Raw genomic sequence first — 293 nt, 5'->3', positions numbered from 1 at the left:
CCTGAGCGAGCCGGCGAACGGCGCCTCGACCAGCGCCCGCGCCCCGGCCGGGCCGAGCGGGTTGTAGCGGCGGGCGAGCTCTTCGAGCCGTTCGAAGCCCGCCAGCGCGCGCACGCCCTCGGCGGTGAGCCGGTTGCGCTGCAGGCGCAGCCGCCGGACGCCGCGGACGGCCGGGGACGCGCACAGGGCCGTCACGCCGGCGTCGCCGATGCCGCAGTGACGCAGGTCCAGGGTCTCGATCCGGCCGTCCGAGCCCGCGGCGGCCAGTGCCTCGGCGCCCGCGTCGCCGAAGC

General features: G+C 79.5%; 1 protein-coding gene. It reads right to left on the bottom strand.

Translation table 11 applies throughout. The features are described 5' to 3' along the window. Nucleotides 1-293, bottom strand: a 293-nt coding sequence (locus HTZ77_RS45015) for a leucine-rich repeat domain-containing protein (RefSeq protein ID WP_407940656.1), incomplete at both ends; no start/stop codon positions are given.

It is taken from the genome of Nonomuraea montanisoli (genome assembly GCF_013363975.1).
GTDB lineage: Bacteria > Actinomycetota > Actinomycetes > Streptosporangiales > Streptosporangiaceae > Nonomuraea > Nonomuraea montanisoli.
This window is presented reverse-complemented; position numbering and strand designations above follow the sequence as displayed.